The organism is Cupriavidus sp. DF5525, assembly GCF_040149425.2.
Taxonomy (GTDB): domain Bacteria; phylum Pseudomonadota; class Gammaproteobacteria; order Burkholderiales; family Burkholderiaceae; genus Cupriavidus; species Cupriavidus pickettii_A.
This window is the reverse complement of the sequence record NZ_CP168266.1, coordinates 235,518-251,893: the sequence shown is the minus strand read 5'-3', so window position 1 is coordinate 251,893 and position 16,376 is coordinate 235,518. Positions and strand designations below refer to the sequence as shown.

Below are 16,376 nucleotides of genomic sequence, written 5' to 3'. Positions count from 1 at the left end.
CCGGCTGAAACCGGGCGGATCTGACATCTGAATTCAGCGCCGCCGGCCGCGGCTCAGCCGGCGGTGCTGGTGCGCAGGCGGCTGTCGGCCATCGAGGTGAAGCGCGGCAGCCGTAGCGTGAAGGTGGTGTGTTCGCCGGGCACCGACTCGCAGTCGATGCGTCCGCCGAAGGTCTCGATCACGCGCCGGCAGAACGCCAGCCCGAGACCCGCGCCACTGCCATGGGCCTTGGTGGAGAAGAAGGGATCGAAGATGCGCGGCATCACGTCGGCGGGGATGCCGGGGCCGGTGTCGCGGAAGCGGATCACGTGGTACTGGCCTTCGCTGGCGCCGGTGATGTCGATGCGCCCGCCGCCGGCGCCGCGCGCGCGGATCGCGTGCAGCGCGTTCTTCAGCAGGTTGAAGAGCACGTAGACCAGCAGCGTGTCGGAGCCGACAAAGCGCCAGTCATGGTCGATGCCGCGCACCTGCACGCAGCCGCGCTCCTCGCCCTGGAACGGAAAACGCTCCAGCGCGGCATGCACGCAATCGGCAATGCCGTGCGGCGCGAAGGTGCTGCGATCGAGCCGCTCCAGCGTGACCGAGGCCAGCGCCATGTCGATCACGGTGCTGGTGCCGTCGACCTCGCGCGTGATCGCGCCGACCAGGCTCGACACGCGCTCCAGTTGCCCGGGCCGCAGGCGGTCTTCGCACAGCCCGTGCTCGACCGCCAGCCGGTAGCCCTGCAGCACCTGCGGCCAGGTGCGCGCCAGTTCCTGCGCCTGCATGCGGATCGTGGCCAGCGGCGTGCGCACTTCATGCGCGACGGTGGCCGCCAGCGAGTAGGGGTGCATCAGGTCGTAGCGCACCACGCTGACCGCCAGGATGCCAAGGCTTGCCGCCACGAAGACCACGCCAGGCGGGTAGAAGGCGATGCCATAGTTGACGGCGTAGTCGACTGCCGCCAGCGAATAGAGCGCCACCGCCACCAGGCACAGGTTGTAGCGCTTGCGGCGTTCGGCCGCGGCATTGTGCCGCGCTTCGGCCAGGATCCACGCGCTGCGCAGCGCCACCAGCACGGTCTGCAGCAGGTGCAGCGGATGCAGCGGCCCGGCCTTGGGATACTCGCCGAAGAAATAGGTGTAATAGCCCGACACCACCTGTCCCGTGCTCAGCAGCAGCATCGCCAGCACCAGGCTCATGCCGTACGAGGCCAGCAGCAGCGGCCGCTCCTGGCGGCGCTCGGTGACCTCGGCGATGAAGTGGTAGAAGGTGGTCGGCAGGAACAGGATGAACAGGTAGCCAAGCCGGGCCAGCAACAGCGCGACGTCGGGATGCGAGGCCTGGAACAGGAACACCCACGTCCCCTGCCAGGCGAAGGTGGTCACGCACAGCAAGAAGAAGGACGCCGAGATGCGCGTCACCCCCTTGGTCACCAGCACATAGAGGCCGTAACCGAGGAAGGTCGACGAGACGAAGGCGGGCAAGGCAGCGTACATGCGCAGAGCAACAAGGCAGGCCAGGCAAGCCGGGCGGATGGCTGGCGTGCCCCCGTGCGCTGCATGGCGGTCGCGCGATGCAGCCTGTCGCCGGGGGACGCCTGACAGGCGCGCGGTGCAAAGAGCGTGGCGCGCCGGGTGCGCGCAATCTTCTTTCGACCGCGACGCGACATGGTATGCCTTCCGTGTGCGGCGTGTGCATCATTCGGTTGCATTCTGAGCTAACGCGCGCTTAATCCACCGCAACTCCCCTCGTTTCGGGGGTATCTGTTGCCCGTTGCGAATGAAACGAACGGCGGGGCGCCCTGGGGCGCCCCGCCGTCTTGCTGCTGTCACGCGCCGCTTACCAGCGGACGTCGCTCTCCCACTGCTTCATTTCTTCCTCGGCCCGTTCCTTGGTGTAGCCATAGCGCTCCTGGATGCGGCCCGCGAGCTGGTCGCGCTTGCCGTTGATCTGCGTAATATCGTCGTCGGTGAGCTTGCCCCACTTTTCCTTGACCTTGCCCTTGGCCTGTTCCCACTTGCCTTCGATCTGGTCCCAGTTCATGATCAGCGCTCCTTCATGCAGTCGCGGCGCGGGCCGCCGCGAAGAGCGGCCCGGTCGCGAGTGAGTCGATGAATGTTCCGCCAGCGGCTGGCGGGATGGCGTGCGGATGCTTACTTGGCGTACTTGGCCTTCACGTCAGCCTGACACTTGTCCTTGGCGTCGCCCGACATCGCGTCGCAGCGTTCCTTGTCGGCCTTGTAGGCAGCGTCGGTGGCGTCCTTCTTGGCGTCGGCGCGGGCTTCGGCAACGTCCGTGCGCGTACCGGTCGCCGCGGCCTTGTCGACCTTGGCAGCCGTCAGGGCTTTCTCATGGACAGCCTTGGCGTCCTTCTTGCAAACGTCCTTGTCGTTACCCTTCTTGTCGTCGCACATTTCCTTGGCCACGTCATAGTCGCGGTCGGCCTTGGTCTTCTCGGCCTTGGCCATCGCCTTTTGCGTGCCGTCGCGGCGAGCTTCCGCCTGGGCCTTGGCCACGTCGCGGTCGCGCTTGGCTTCGGCCTTGCACACGTCCTTGGCGTTGTCCTTCATGCCGTCACATTTGGCGGAGGCAGCCTTGTAATCCGCGTCCGCCTGCTTCGCCGCGGCGTCATAGTCCGCTTTGGATCCAGCAGTCGTCGTCTGCGCCAGGGCAAACCCTCCCGGGGCGGCAATCATCATCGAACACACTGCTGCAGTCAGCCATTTCTTCATCATGTCGAGCTCCTTTCCGGGTGATTGCGTAAGGTACTAAGGTACGCATGAGGGGCCGGCGGCTATGCTGCTGCTGGCCACGCCGTATGTACAGAGTAGGACCCGGGGGATTGCTCAAGCAGGCGACGGGCTCCGAAAGGCGCGTCAGACTATTCCGACACCAGGGTCCGGTGGCGGCACATCGGCGCGGCATGCACCTGGTTGCGGAGGTGGCGGCATCCCTGGGAGAGGGTGCGCGAGGGAGATGAACAGCGCAGGAGAGGATGGCGATGAAAAATTGCGGCGCTACGCGTCGACGGCGCCGCTCGCCCGGCGGCGGGGCGTGGCCCCGCCGCCTTGTCATCATCCTGAAATCGACGGCGTCAACACGTTTGCGTCTGGCGCCTCGCCCTCCTCGTCCGGCCAGTTGCGCCCCACCATCCATTCATAAAGCGTCGGCAGCACGATCAGCGTCAGCACCGTGGCGGTGATCAGGCCGCCGATGATGACGATGGCCAGCGGGCGCTGCGTCTCCGAGCCGATGGCGCGCGAGATCGCCATCGGGAACAGGCCCAGCATGGCCAGCAGCGCGGTCATCAACACGGTGCGCAAGCGGTCCATCGAACCGGTCAGCACGGCCTGGCGCACCGGCATGCCTTCGTCGCGCAACTGGTTGAAGTAGGTCACCATCACCACGCCGTTGAGCACCGCCTGGCCGAACAGCGCGATAAAGCCGATCGCCGCCGATACCGACAGCGGGATGCCGGTCAGGAACAGCGCGAACACGCCGCCGATCAGCGCGAACGGGATGTTCGAGATGATCAGCGTGGCGCTCTTGAACGACTTGAAGGCGTTGAACAGCAGCAGGAAGATCACCAGCACCGACAACGGCACCACGATCGCCAGCCGCGCCATGGCACGCTCCTGGTTCTCGAACTCGCCCGACCAGCTGATCTTGACGTCGTCGGCCTTGACGTTCCTGGCTACCAGCTTCTGCATGTCCTTGACCACGCTGCCCATGTCGCGGTCGCGGATAAAGATGCCGATCGAGGTGGTGCGCTGACCGTTCTCGCGGCTGATGTTCATCGCGCCGGAAGCGGCGCGGAAGCTCACCAGCTGCGACAACGGCACCTGCGCGCCGTCGGCGGTCTGCATGAAGATATTGGGCAGGTTCGGCAGCGCGCGCTCGGACGGCTTCAGGCGCACCGCCACGCTGAAGTGCCTCTCGCCTTCCCACAGCTCGGTGGCGGCCTTGCCGGCCAGCGCGGTTTCCATCAGGTCCTGCACGTCGGCCACGTTGATGCCGTAGCGCGCGGCCTGGGCGCGGTCGAACTCCAGTACGTACTGCGGCAGCTCGCCGTCGCGGTCGATAAAGGCGCGCATCACGCCCTTGACCGACTGCACGTTGGCCAGGATCTGGTCGGCCACCCGCTTGTTTTGCTCGAGGCTGTCGCTCTGGACCTTGATCACGATCTGGCCCTTGATCTGCGAAATGCTCTCCAGGATGTTGTCGCGCACCGGTTGCGAGAAGTTGGGCTCGATGCCGGGCAGCTGGCGCAGGTTGTGGTCGATCTCGCCGATGATGCGGCGCTTGTCGTAGCCGTCGCGCCACTGCTTTTCCCCTTTCAGGTCGACCAGGATCTCGACGGTGTTGATCAGCTTGGGATCGGTGCCATCGTCGGGGCGACCCACCTTGGAAATGGTGGTGTTGACCTCCGGCGTCTTGCGGATCACGCCGCGCAACTGCCGCGCCTGCTCGCGCGCCTCGTCGATCGAGACTGACGCCGGCAGGTCGAAGCTGACCCACATCGAGCCTTCGTCCAGTTCGGGCAGGAATTCGCTGCCGAGGAACTTGCCCACGCCCACGGTCGCCACCAACAGGCCCAGGGCCACGCCCACCACCAGCTTCTTGTGGTCCAGCGCCCAGGCGAGCATCGGCTCGTACAGTTTCTTGCAGTAGCGCACCACGAAGTTGTCATCGTGCGCGATGTTCTTCGTCAGCAGCAGGTGGCACAGCAGCGGCACCACCGTCAGCGAGATGATCAGCGAGCCGATCAGCGCGCCCGTCACGGTATAGGCCATTGGCGCGAAGATCTTCCCTTCGTGCCGCTGCAGCGTGAAGATCGGGATGTGCGCGGCGATGATGATGACCATCGAGAACACGGTCGGCCGGCCCACTTCGCTGGTGGCCAGCAGGATCGCGTGCAGCCGCGCCCTGCTGTCCTGGATCTGCTGTTCCTTGAGCTCGCCCAGCCGCTTGAAGATGTTCTCGACCACGATCACGGCGCCGTCGACGATGATACCGAAGTCCATCGCGCCAAGAGACAGCAGGTTGGCGGGGATGCCCACCCAGGTCAGGCCGATGAAGGTCGACAGCAGCGCCAGCGGGATCACCAGCGCCACGATCGCCGCGGCGCGCACGTTGGCCAGGAACAGGTACAGCACCGCCATCACCAGCAGCGCGCCCTCGACCAGGTTGCCGAACACCGTGTGCAGGGTCTTGTCGATCAGCGTGGAGCGGTCGTAGTACGGCACGATCTTCACGCCCTTGGGCAGGATCTGGTCGTCCAGCAGCTCGATCTTCTTCTTCAGCGCCTCCAGCACCAGCGACGGGTTCTCGCCCTTGCGCATCACCACGATGCCCGAGACGATGTTGTCCTCGTCGTCCTGCCCCATCAGGCCCTGCGGCGGCGCGCTGCCGATCCTGACGTCGGCGATGTCCTTGACCAGGATCGGCGTGCCGTTGTTCTCGGCCACCACCACGTTGGCGATATCGGCCGAGGTGCGGAAGCTGCCCAGCGAGCGCAGCAGGAACTGCTGGCGCCCGTGCGTCACGGCACCACCGCCGGCGTTGGCGTTGGCGCGCTGCAGCGCGGTAAAGAGCTGCGACAGAGAGATCTTGGCGTCGCGCATGCGCGCCAGGTTGGGGTTGACCTCGTACTGCTTGATGGTGCCGCCGATCGTGACCAGGTCGGCCACGCCCGGCACCTGGCGCAGGTTCTTCTCAACCACCCAGTCCTGCAGCGTGCGCAGTTCCTGCGGCGTATAGCCCTTGCCGGTCAGGCGAAAGCGGTAGATCTCGCCGATCGCGGTGGACAGCGGCGCCAGGTCCGGATGCACGCCGTCGGGCAGGTCCACGCTGCGCAGCCGCTCCAGGATCTGCTGGCGCGCGGTCACGTCGGTGGCCTTGTCGTTGAAGGTCACCATCATGAACGACAGGCCGAACTGCGTATGCGAGAACACGCGCACGGCGTTGGGCGTGCCGGCCAGCGCGGTTTCGATCGGGATGGTTACCTGGCGCTCCACCTCTTCGGCGGCGCGGCCCGGGTACAGCGTGATGACGTTGACCTGGATGTCGGAGACGTCGGGAAAGGCCTCGATGGGCAGGTTCTTGAAGGCGGCCAGGCCGCCGCCGACGAAGATAAGCAACCCCAGCCAGATAAAGAGCTTCTGGTGCAGGGCAAAGCTGACGATGCGCGAGATCATGTGGCGGCCGTCCTCACTTCTTCTCGGCCGCGCGCGCCGCGTTGACGGCGGTGGCGTCGCGCAGGATGTCCTGCAGGTAGAGATTGCCTTCGGTCACCACGGTCTCGCCGTCCTTCACGCCTTCCAGGATCTCGCTGGTGCCGGGCATGGTCACGCCCACGCGCACCTGGCGGCGCTCGAAGCTGTTGGCGGCGGTGCGCACGAACACGTAGTTGCGGTTGTCGGCCAGGAACACGGCCTTGGACGGCACCGAGATGCCCTTGAACGACGCCGCCGGCAGCTTCGCGGTGACGAACATCTCGGCCTTCAGGCGGCGGTCGGAGTTGGGCACCGACAGCCGTACCTTGATGCTGCGCGCGGTCGGATCGACATAGTCGGCGATCTTGACCACGGTACCGGCAAAGGTCTCGCCGGGATAGGCGGCGGTGCTCAGCTGCACGCTGACGCCGGGCTTGAACAGGCTCAGGTCGGCTTCGCTGGCATCGACCTGGGCCCACAGCGTTGTGGGATCGGTCACCAGGAACAGCGGCGCGGTGGGCTGCTGGTCCGGGCGCAGTTGCATGCCGGGATTGATATTGCGCTCCACCACCAGGCCGTCGATGGGGCTGCGCAGCGCAAAGCGCTGGTTGACCCCATCGCTGCCGCCCTCTGCCGCGCCGTACTGGCGCAGCGCCGCCTGGGTGCGCTGCAGATCGGCCGCAGCGCGCGCGGCATCGGCCTGAGCCTGCTCCAGTTCCTTCTGCGCGACGATGCCGGCGCCGTACAACTCGCGCTGGCGCGCCAGCGCCTTGGCGGCTACCGCGCTGTCGGCGGCGGCCTTGCGCGCATCGGCCTGGGCCACGCCAAAGTCCGGCGAGGTCAGGCTGGCCAGCGGCTGGCCGGCCTTCACCGTCGCCCCGGGCTGCACCAGGATCTCGGTCACACGCCCGGCGAAGGGCGTGAACACGCGCACGGTCTTGTCCTCATTCCAGACCAGGCGCCCGGGCAGATTCAGCATGCGCTCGCCGCCGGTCTTGGCCACTTCGCCGGCAATGCCGGGCAGCGTCTTCACGCTGGCGGGGAACTGGATGGTGTTGCCGGTGACCTTGGGGTCGTCATCGGGCTTGGGCGCTTCGGACTTGCCGCAGGCGGCCAGGGCCAGTGCGCACAGCGACACGGCACAGAGGGCGGAACGGCGGGCAGGCCAGCCGGCGAGGAAGCCGGAGAAGCGGGGGTTGCAGGACATGCTGGACAGGAGAGACATGAGGGAAGCGCGGCAACTGCGGTTTCTGGAGCGGTTCAGGGACGTGTCTGCGAGGTCGTCGCGGCGCCAGCGGTGGTAGAGGTCTGCAGCGCGGCGCGGTAGGCGGACAGCGCCTTGGCGTATTCGCCCTGCGCTTCGACGGCGTCGAGCCGGGTCTGGCGCAGCGCGCGACGCGCATCGAGCAGGTCGAGCACGCCGGTGGCGCCCTTGCTGTAGGCAAACTCGGCGCTGGAGGCCACGCTCTCGGCGGCGGGCAGCACGTCCTCGCGCATCTGCCGCAGCGACTGGCGCGCGGTCTCGAGTTGGCTGCGCAGCCGGTCGATTTCATTGCCGGCCTCGAGCAGCACGCGATTGCGGTCGTCGAGCGCGGCGTAGTAGTCCACCTCGGCACGGCGGGCCTCGCCGCCGTTGCTGTGGCGCACCGGCAGCGGGATCGAAACGAATACGCCGTAACTGTTGCCGGTGCCGTAGGTATTGGTGGCGGAGACGGGAAAGTGCTCGGCCTGTGCGCCCACGGTCACATCGGGCACGCGTCCGGCGCGAGCCAGTTCACGCGCGGAGGCGGCGGCGGCCAGGCGCGCCTCGGCGGCGGTCACGTCGGGGCGGCGCTGCAGCGTGTCGGGGTCGGCCTGGGGCACCGGGGTGTCCACCGGCGGCCAGTCGGGCACCAGGCGGTTATCCGCCAGCGTGCCGGGCACGCCCATGGCCTGGGCCAGTTGCGCCTTGTCGCGGTAGTGGCCGGTCATGGCCTGGCGCATGTCGTTCTGCGCACGCAGCCCGTCGAGCTGCAGCTTGGTCACGTCGGCACGCGCTACGTCGCCCGCCTTGAGCCGCGACTCGCTGGCCTGGCGCGTGCGCTCGTAGAGCCCCAGCGTTTCCCTGAGCACGGCCACGCGCTCCTGGCTGACCAGGGCCTCAAAGAAGGCCTGCTCCACCGCGCCGGTCTGCTGCGCCACCACGGCCTGCACCACCTCGCCCGCCGCGGCGCTGGCCTTGCGCGCGGTATCCACGCGCAGGCCGGCCTTGTTGGCGGTCTCGATCACCTGGTCCACGCGCAGCTTGGAATCGACCGTCTTGCTGCGCAGGTTGCCCGAGCCGACGCCGGCATGCGGGTTGATGTTCTCCACGCCCAGGCTCAGCACCGGGTTGGGCCGCTGCGAGGCGATCTGCACATCCGCCTGGCTGGCTTCCACGCCCCGGCGCGCGGCGATGATGTCGCGGTTGCAGCGCAGCGCGTCCAGGCGCGCCTGTGCCAGCGTCAGCGCGGCGCCGGCCGGCGGGGGCACGCAGGGCCCGGCGGCATCGGCGGAATCAACGTAAACGACAGGAGCAGGGGGAGCAGGGGGAGCAGCAGGAGCCGCGGAAGCACCGGTAGCGGTGGAAGGAGGCGCCTCCGCGGCGCCGGCCGCGGGGCTGGCCAGGACCCCGGTCACAAGCAGGGCCCCCAGGGCGGCACGGGTGAAGACAAAAGGCACGATCAGTCAGGCTCGGTTCGACTACGGTCTGCGGTAAACGACCGTGCCCGCCCAACGGTGCACCGGACCGATGAATTTTCATTGGTCCCCGCCCGCCAGTGCATCGCAAGCCGGGGCTGTCCTGGTGCAACCCTCGCCTGCCGTCCCGATGCAAAAAACGCCACCCGGACACGTTCTCCCGCCCGCATTCAAACCGAATCGCATTACAAACGGCTTTCATATGGCTGACAAAAGCCTTCAAATGCGTGAAAACCCCAAGTAACCGAAAAAATTCGGAAAATGACTACCTGCGGCCAGGCGATTCCCTACGTGGCCCTCGCAAATCCCCTTAAGCCGCCCACCTGCGGCCCCGGCTTACGCCTTGGCGCGGTCGTCCAGCCCGAGGCTGCGGCCGATGATTTCCTTCATGATCTCGCTGCTGCCGGCATAGATGCGCGAGATCCGGGCATCGGTGTACATGCGGCAGATCCGGTATTCCTCCATATAGCCCGCGCCGCCGTGCATCTGCACGCCCTCGTCCACGACCCGCCCCTGTAGTTCAGAAGTCAGCAGCTTGGCCGAGGCCGCGGTCTCCACCGTCAGCGTGCCGGCGTTGTGCTGGAGCACGCACTGGTCGACAAAGGTCTGCAACGCATCGAGCTGCGCGCGCAGCTCCGCCAGCTTGAAGCGCGAGTTCTGGAACGTGCCGATGGCACGGCCGAAGGCCTTGCGTTCCTTCACATAATCCAGCGTGATATCGAAGGCCACCTGCGCCGACGCCATGTAGCCGCAGGCGCCGATCAGCCGCTCCTCGGCCAGGTGGCGCGTCAGGTAGCGGAAGCCCTGGCCCGGCTCGCCCAGCACGTTGGCCTTGGGCACCTTGACGTTGTCGAAGAAAAGTTCCGACGTGTCCTGCGAATGCAGGCCCATCTTGCGCAGCTTGCCCCCGCGCTCGAAGCCCGGCATCCCGCGCTCGACGATAAAGAGGCCCAGGCCGTGGCTGCGCTCCGGGTCGGTGCGGGCGACCACCACCACGTAGTCGGCCAGCTGGCCGTTGGAGATATAGGTCTTGGCGCCGTTGAGCACCCAGTGGTCGCCATGCTCCTCGGCGCGCGTGCGGATGCCGGACAGGTCCGAGCCGGTCTGCGGCTCGGTCATGGCGATGGCAAAGATCGCCTCGCCGCGCGCGGCCGCCGGCAGGAGGCGCAGGCGCTGCTCCTCGTTGCCGATGCGCCCGACATAGGGCGCCACCAGCCGCGAGTGCAGCGTGCCGAAGAAGCCCGAATCGCCATGGCGCGCGTTCTCCTCGATCAGGATCTGCTCGTAGCGGAAGTCCTCGACCCCGGCGCCGCCGTATTTTTCGTCGGCCCACATCAGCAGGTACCCCTGCTCGCCCGCCTTGCGGAACACCTCGCGGTCCACGCAGCCCTGCTCGCGCCAGCGCTCCCCGTGCGGCCCGACCTCGCGCTGGTAGAAGCGACGGGCGGATTCGCGGAAGGCGTCGTGTTCGGCTTCGAAGATCAGGCGTTGCATGGCGGGGTCTCCTTGGATCTGGTGTTCAGGTCGGATGAGTGTCCGCCGGGCCGCGTCCATCAGATTCGTCGGAAAGGATGATTTTTTCTACAACACCCGAATGGGCGGGGCTGCCGGGAAGGCCCGTTCAGTGCAATCTTATTGATATGAATTAGCGATAACTTTCATTTACCGCCGGGCACGCTTCGTGCGCATACTGAATCCACAGACACACGATTCGAGGGAGCGGGCAATGGAAGTCATTCTCTGGATTGCACTGGCGCTGGCCCTGGTCGCGCTGGGTGGCACCGTCACATGGCTGATCGGGACGCTGGTGCCGGAACCGGTCTTCGAGCATGCGCAGAAGCATGGGCGTTTCGCCGGGCTCGAGCCGCGCCCGCCCCGCCGTGGCGGCGGTGGCCGGCGCGTGCGGCAATGGCGATTGGTGGCCGTGCCCGGACCCATGGGGCAATTGGTGCCGGTGCGGATCTGAAGCTGTCGGCAAGGCCTATTGCAGGAAATCCCAGCGCTGCGACCAGTCGGATTCCTCGCGCACGATATCGTGCAGGATGCGCACCGCATCCTGCACCGTGCCGGCAGGGGTCTTCGCGCAGACCAGGAATACCGGGTAGGAGAATTCGGACGCCTCCTCCACGCGCGCCAGCACCCCGCTGTCCAGGTAGCTCTGCACCACGCGCGTCCGGAAGTAGCCGCTGCCGCCGAACTGCAGGATGTATTGCAGCGCCAGCGGCCCCAGGTTGAAGTACAGCGACGCGCGCGCATGCTCCGGCAGCGCGCTGTCATGCTGGCGGCGGAACTCCGGCCCCCAGTCGACATAGACATAGCCGCCGTCGCGCTGCGTCGAGCGGATCAGGATCAGTTTCTCTTCCATCAGGGCCTCGACGTGCATGCCCGGCGCGTACTCCGGCTGGTAGACCAGTGCCGCGTCGAGCGTGCCCGACTGCAGCTTGCGCTGCAGCGCGTCCCCTTCCCCCACCTCCGCCCGCACCGCCTGCGCCGGCATCTGCTGGAGCAGGCGCGTGGTCCACAGCAGCACCAGCGGGTTGCCCAGGCTGATCTCGGCACCGAAGCGGAACAGGCTGCCCAGCCCGGCCGGCAGGGGCAGCTCGCGGCAGGCCGCTTCCCAGGTCTGTACCAGCTGGCTGGCGTAGCCGAGGAAGCGCTGCCCGTCGGGCGTCAGGCGTGCGCCGGCCTTGTTGCGCTCGAACAGACGGCAGTTGAGCTGCGACTCCAGGCTCTTGAGGCGGGCGGTTACCGCGGTCTGGGTGACGTGGAGCTTGTCGGCCGCCGCGAGCAGGCTGCCACTACGCACCACCTGCAGGAAGGTGCGGGCGAGTTCGATGTCCATGGTGTCCCGATGATTGGGCGGTGTGACGAATTGTAAGCAATGGGCGCCAAAAATCGCGAAACGGCCACACATGGATGTACTTCTGATGGCCAGGTATATGCTCGACACGAATAGCCGAAGACCTGACGATAGTCACGCGCAACGTGCGCGATTTTGCGGCCTATCCAGGCCTGCGCATCGAAGACCGGACGCAGCCGCCGGCGGGTTGAATTCCCCGCCTGCGGAGTGTCAGTGCGCCGGCTGCTCCCGCCCCACCGGCCGCCCTGCCGCTGGCATGGCAACCGGCACGGCGCCCGCCATCGGCGCCGCCGGCTCGCTGCGCGCCTCGCGCGGCTGCCTCAGCGGCGCGACACCTTCCGGCGCCTGCAAGGCCACGCCGTTGTCATAGCCCGTGGCAACGGCCTCGAGGTATCCGGGGGCAAATTTCTGTTCCGGCGTCACGGCCTGCACGGCAGGCGCAGCCGCCTGTGGGGCCTCGGCCTTTGCACAGGCCACGCTGTTGAGGCATAAGCCAAGCACACGCAGCAGCACTATGGCGCGGCGCGTACGGTGGAGTTTGGGGTGCGGGCGCAGCGCGCCCTGCCCGCCCTGGCATTGGGGTTGGGTATTCATCGGGATTCTCCGGGGAGCCATTGCTGGCGGGTGGAACTACGAGCTGCGGCGCCGCGCTCGCTGTTCATTGCGCAATGACCGTGCCACCGTCACAGCGCCCGTTGCGGCGCGGATTACGGCACTTTCCGGAGGTTGATTGGTGGGGCCGGGCCGACGTCGGCGGTCAGGGTGTCGGGCCGCGCCCAACACCGTCAGCCCGCTTCGCACTGGAGTTCCCGTCAGGGCAGGTATCCAAGCAAGCGCCACCAGAAATAGTCCAGCGGCAGCAACACCAGCACCGTGATCGCCGCCAGCGCCAGGCACAGCCGCGTGCCGTAGCGCAGCCCCACGCCGCCCAGTTGCATCGCGATCACGATCGGCGGCGACTGGTAGGGGAAGAACACCGTGGAGAACACCGGCACCTGCAGCATCAGCACCGTTTCCAGCGGCAGGCCGGTGGCCGCGGCGAACTCCCGGGCCAGCGGTGACAGCACTGCAGGCAAGCCGGGCAGCGTGGTCATCAGCCCCAGGCTGGCACCGACCGCGCCCAGCGCGCCGACGTTGGCCGCGGTATGCCCCGGTGTCAGCTGCAGCCAGTGCAGCAGCGCCTGGCTGATCGCGGTGCCCAGTCCGGTCGATTCCACCACCGCCCCCAGCCCGAGGAAACCCGCCACATAGAGCAGCGGCACCAGGTGGACCTGTTCGGTCAGCGCCCTGGACGACACCAGCCCCACGCCCGGCAGCAGGCAGATGATGCTGGCCGCCAGCGCGATCCACGCGGGCGAGATGCCGTGCAGCGCATCGGTGGCAAACCCCAGCACGGCGATGGCGAGGATCACCGCCAGCAGCCGCTCCTGCCGCGCCATCGGCGTGCGCGCGGCCGCGGCCTGCGGCGCCAGTGGCGCGTCGTGCGGGAACAGCCGGCACACCAGCCACACCAGCACCACGGTCTTGAGCAGGCCCAGGATCGGAAAGTGCAGCAGCAGGTAGCTGCCGTAGCTCAGGTTGATGCCGTACAGCGAACTGGCCGCTCCCAGCAGCACGCTGTTGGGAATGTTGGCGGGCAGGATCGTGGTCGGCGGCATATAGCTGGCGGCGGCCACCGTCAGCACGATGCCGATGCGCCCGTTGGAGCCGGGCGCCAGGCCCACGCGATCCGCCAGCGCCAGCACGATCGGGATCAGCAGCAAGACGCGTCCGGTGGTGGACGGCATCAGGAACGCCAGCCCCACGGTGCTGGCCGCCACCATCGCGATCAGCTGCGGATAGGTGCGCATGCGGTGCTTGAAGACGGCATCGGCCAGCCGTAGCGCCAGCCCGCTGTTGCGCAGCGCCACGCCGGTGACCGCGCCACCGAACATCAGCCACCACGCCGGCGAGGCAAACCCGGAGAACACCACCTTGGGCGGCGCGATGTGGAATACCACGGCGCACAGGAAGAACAGCAGCGTGGCGGTCGGCTCGGGCAAGGCGCCGACCGCCCAGCAGCATACGGTCGACAGCACCAGCGCCGCGGCCCAGACCAGCGCCGGGGGCGCGCCCACGGCCTGCCCGGTGATCCAGACCAGCGCGATGCACAGGCCGATGGCCAGCGCCGCCCTGGTGGACTGCTGCAGGCCTGGCTGCGAAATGGGAACAGCAGCGGGAGCAGGAGCGGGAGCAGCGGCCGGCGCCGCCGCCACGGTGGCCTGCGCGGTGTCGGGCGCGTGCAGGCCGAAGCGCGCCACGGCGCGGCGAACGAATGGGGGCATGGAGAAACGTCTCATCGGTGGCGCCGGTCCCGCGCTGCGCGCGCGTAGTGTGGGCCGGTGCCTGTTTTAGGGGGACCGGTAGGTGCCGGGCCTCTTCTGCCTGCATCGTAGGCTGGGCCCGATTGGCCGGGTTACACTTATCGGGCAACTTCTTGCGAATTTATGCCACGCGCCGCCCCAGCCTCTCCTGCGCTTCTCGCGACTGCCACGTCTGCCAAGCCTGCACGCCGGCGCCCGGTCTACTCGCCAGTGCCGCGCGCCCGGCCCAGCGCTGAGCAGCCGGTGATCGCGCACCTGCGCCGCCCGCCCCCCAACGCCGTGATCCATCCGCACCGCCACCCGTGGGGCCAGCTGTCGTTCCCTATCAGCGGCAGCCTGCGCATCACGGCGGCCGGCACCACCTGGCTGGTGCCGGCAATGCGCGCAGTCTGGATTCCGCCGGACGTGGAGCACGACACCGTGGTGCTGGGCGCGGTGCGCTTCTACGCCTGCTATATCGCGCCGCAGGCCTGCACGCTGTCGGCGAGTTCCTGCGTGGTGCTGGAGGTATCGCCGCTGCTGCGCGAACTGATGGAGGCACTGGCCCACGACGACACCCTGGGCGAGCGCCGCCGGCAGCTGTGCGCCAGCCTGCTGGTGGAAGAACTGGCAGCCGCGCGCACGCTTTCGCTCGGCCTGGCGCTGCCGTCAGACCGCCGCCTGCAGGCGCTGTGCCACGCGCTGATGGAAGACCCCGGTTCGACGCTGACGCTGTCCGAATGGGCCGCGCGCACCGGCGCCAGCGAGCGCACGCTGGCGCGCCTGTTCGAAAGCGAGCTGAAGACAAGTTTCGGCCACTGGCGCCAGCAACTGCGGCTGGCGCATGCGGTCGACCTGATGTGCCGCGGCAAACCGCTGGCGCACGTGGCGGCCGAGACCGGCTATGCCCACGCCGGCGCGTTCTCGACCATGTTCCGGCGCGCGCTCGGGCAGACTCCGCGCGACTTCATGGCGCGCCGGCGCGCCGGCGCCGGCGACTGAACGCCGCGGCGTTCGGGCTGGGGGAGCGCCGCGGCGCTCAGGGTTTTACCGCCGCGGCCAGCACGGCCGGCATCGGCACCTCGAAGCCGCTGCCGCGCATATAGGCCGCGACCGTACCGCGCAGCACGGCGCGGATCTCGTCGCGGGCCTTCGGTGTCTGCGCGCGCAGCGTGGCCGCGGCGCGCACGGTGCCTTGCGCCAGCGCGTCAAACAGCTGGTCGGGCGTGGAGAAGCGCCACACCTGGTGCACATGCCGGCAGGTGGGCGAGACAAAGCCGGCCTTCTGCAGCGCGCTGCGGCATTCCCCCGGATCGCTGAACAGGAAGAAATTCGGGCCGGCCGGGATATCGACCTCCATCGAGCCATAGGCGCGGATCGCGGCATAGACGGCGCCGAAACCCACCGCCCGTTCGGGCGCGTCCCAGACCGTGAAGGCAATGTGCCCGCCCGGGCGCAGCACGCGGAAGGCTTCGTTCAGCGCGGCGTCGGGATCGGACAGGTGGCACATGCCGAAGCCGTTGACGACCACGTCGAAGCTGGCATCTTCAAACGGCAGCGCCTGCGCGTCGGCCTGTTCGTATTGCACATCGGGATAGAGCTTGCGGGCCAGCTGCACCTGCGCCAGCGAAAAGTCGATGCCGATGGCCTCGGTCCCGCGCCGCGCAGCCGCCGCGGCGACATGGCCGGAGCCGCTCGCCACGTCGAGCACGCGCTGGCCGCCGGCGGTATGGGCTTCGTCCAGCAAGGCCTCGATCGATTGCTTGGTTACGTGCGACAGGTGTTCCTGGTACTGGCTGACGACCTCCGGATCCTCCCAGCCAGCCAGTTCAAAGGCGCGAAACGAATCTTCGGTGTGATTCATGACCCCCTCCTCGGCATCGGTATCCAGGCTGCCGGTTGCCCGGGGGAACTGCGCAGGCGCGATGAAGCCGCGCCGCGCGACCCAGTCACGCGAAGTATAGACAGCGCCGGCTGCCCGCAGGGCCCGCTCGCTCAGGCAAAGCGCAGCGGCGCCACCGGCGCGAAATACACCACTTGCACGGCCACGGAAGCGACGATGAACCGCCAGCTGGGCGCCGGCTGCGGCAGCGCGGGCAGCGCCACGGCGGCGATCAGGCCTGCGGTGACCGCCACCATCACGGTCGAGAGCATCTTGTCGCCGCCGCCCTTGACCACCGCGTTCCATGCGGCATGCAGGAAGGCGGCAAGCAGGACGACGGCGAAGACGGTCAGGGACATGGAAGGGCGGCGCGGATC

Annotated in this window: 14 protein-coding genes; 2 read left to right on the top strand and 12 right to left on the bottom strand. The window is 67.9% G+C overall.

What is annotated here, in order from left to right; genetic code table 11:
* Positions 1–53 precede the first annotated feature (53 nt).
* The 7 genes from ABNX08_RS22375 to ABNX08_RS22345 form a co-directional block, all read right to left on the bottom strand.
* Entirely contained in the window at positions 54–1,478 is a 1,425-nt protein-coding gene (locus ABNX08_RS22375; RefSeq protein ID WP_022537885.1) for a sensor histidine kinase, read from the bottom strand.
* A 343-nt stretch (positions 1,479–1,821) separates the two neighbouring features.
* Positions 1,822–2,025, bottom strand: a complete 204-nt coding sequence (locus tag ABNX08_RS22370; protein ID WP_022537884.1) for a CsbD family protein — start codon at positions 2,023–2,025, stop codon at positions 1,822–1,824.
* A 110-nt stretch (positions 2,026–2,135) separates the two neighbouring features.
* Entirely contained in the window at positions 2,136–2,717 is a 582-nt protein-coding gene (locus ABNX08_RS22365) for a hypothetical protein (RefSeq protein WP_022537883.1), read from the bottom strand.
* A 339-nt stretch (positions 2,718–3,056) separates the two neighbouring features.
* Positions 3,057–6,179: an efflux RND transporter permease subunit gene (locus ABNX08_RS22360; protein WP_022537882.1), complete on the bottom strand. Its 3,123-nt coding sequence runs from the start codon at positions 6,177–6,179 to the stop codon at positions 3,057–3,059.
* 13 nt (positions 6,180–6,192) lie between these two features.
* Positions 6,193–7,404, bottom strand: a complete 1,212-nt coding sequence (locus tag ABNX08_RS22355; RefSeq protein WP_041681706.1) for an efflux RND transporter periplasmic adaptor subunit — start codon at positions 7,402–7,404, stop codon at positions 6,193–6,195.
* Between the two features lie 53 nt (positions 7,405–7,457).
* On the bottom strand, positions 7,458–8,708 hold the full coding sequence (locus ABNX08_RS22350; RefSeq protein WP_349608664.1) for a TolC family protein: 1,251 nt from the start codon (positions 8,706–8,708) through the stop codon (positions 7,458–7,460).
* 543 nt (positions 8,709–9,251) lie between these two features.
* The gene (locus ABNX08_RS22345) at positions 9,252–10,409 is read right to left on the bottom strand and encodes an acyl-CoA dehydrogenase family protein (protein WP_022537879.1); all 1,158 of its coding nucleotides are present in this window, start codon (positions 10,407–10,409) and stop codon (positions 9,252–9,254) included.
* A gap of 232 nt (positions 10,410–10,641) precedes the next feature.
* On the opposite strand from ABNX08_RS22345, the gene ABNX08_RS22340 reads away from it, so the two are divergent.
* On the top strand, positions 10,642–10,881 hold the full coding sequence (locus ABNX08_RS22340) for a hypothetical protein (RefSeq protein WP_022537878.1): 240 nt from the start codon (positions 10,642–10,644) through the stop codon (positions 10,879–10,881).
* Positions 10,882–10,896: 15 nt separating this feature from the next.
* Here the strand turns inward: ABNX08_RS22340 and ABNX08_RS22335 are convergent, their stop codons facing one another.
* The 3 genes from ABNX08_RS22335 to ABNX08_RS22325 all read right to left on the bottom strand — a co-directional run bounded on the left by ABNX08_RS22335 (position 10,897) and on the right by ABNX08_RS22325 (position 14,099).
* Entirely contained in the window at positions 10,897–11,757 is an 861-nt protein-coding gene (locus tag ABNX08_RS22335; RefSeq protein ID WP_022537877.1) for a LysR family transcriptional regulator, read from the bottom strand.
* 228 nt (positions 11,758–11,985) lie between these two features.
* Positions 11,986–12,369, bottom strand: coding sequence for a hypothetical protein (locus ABNX08_RS22330; protein WP_022537876.1), 384 nt, complete (start codon positions 12,367–12,369; stop codon positions 11,986–11,988).
* A 218-nt stretch (positions 12,370–12,587) separates the two neighbouring features.
* Entirely contained in the window at positions 12,588–14,099 is a 1,512-nt protein-coding gene (locus tag ABNX08_RS22325) for an SLC13 family permease (RefSeq protein WP_022537875.1), read from the bottom strand.
* 282 nt (positions 14,100–14,381) lie between these two features.
* Between ABNX08_RS22325 and ABNX08_RS22320 the strand changes: the two genes are divergently transcribed.
* Positions 14,382–15,119, top strand: coding sequence for a helix-turn-helix domain-containing protein (locus ABNX08_RS22320; RefSeq protein ID WP_022537874.1), 738 nt, complete (start codon positions 14,382–14,384; stop codon positions 15,117–15,119).
* Positions 15,120–15,156: 37 nt separating this feature from the next.
* Here the strand turns inward: ABNX08_RS22320 and ABNX08_RS22315 are convergent, their stop codons facing one another.
* Both ABNX08_RS22315 and ABNX08_RS22310 read right to left on the bottom strand, forming a co-directional pair.
* A complete protein-coding gene (locus ABNX08_RS22315) occupies positions 15,157–15,981 on the bottom strand; it encodes a class I SAM-dependent methyltransferase (protein ID WP_022537873.1) in 825 nt (274 codons plus the stop codon).
* A gap of 131 nt (positions 15,982–16,112) precedes the next feature.
* A complete protein-coding gene (locus ABNX08_RS22310) occupies positions 16,113–16,358 on the bottom strand; it encodes a hypothetical protein (protein ID WP_022537872.1) in 246 nt (81 codons plus the stop codon).
* Positions 16,359–16,376 lie beyond the last annotated feature (18 nt).